This window comes from Streptomyces sp. URMC 126, from assembly GCF_051386555.1.
Classification (GTDB): Bacteria; Actinomycetota; Actinomycetes; order Streptomycetales; family Streptomycetaceae; genus Streptomyces.
The window spans coordinates 1-231 of the sequence record NZ_JBPQTX010001418.1 but is presented as its reverse complement, the minus strand read 5'-3'; the positions used below and the strand labels follow the sequence as shown (position 1 = coordinate 231).

Annotated in this window: 1 protein-coding gene; it reads left to right on the top strand. The window is 48.1% G+C overall.

The genetic code is table 11. From position 1 onward, the window contains the following. A partial coding sequence (locus tag ACSNOK_RS36495) for an ABC transporter permease subunit (protein ID WP_436784933.1) occupies positions 1 to 231 on the top strand: 231 nt, incomplete at both ends.

The following is a 231-nucleotide window of genomic DNA, read 5'->3' as shown; positions in this document are numbered from 1 at the left end:
AGTGGGAGCTGCTCAAGAAGTTTGAACTGCCTCTAGCTATGCCTGTCATCGTATCAGGAATTCGGACGGCAACGGTAATGATTATCGGGACAGCGACTCTAGCAGCCCTTGTCGGAGCTGGCGGACTAGGTTCCTTTATCCTTCTTGGAATTGGTCGTCGCAATGCCAGTCTGATCTTGATTGGAGCTATTTCATCTGCAGTTTTGGCTATTCTTTTCAACAGTCTCCTTA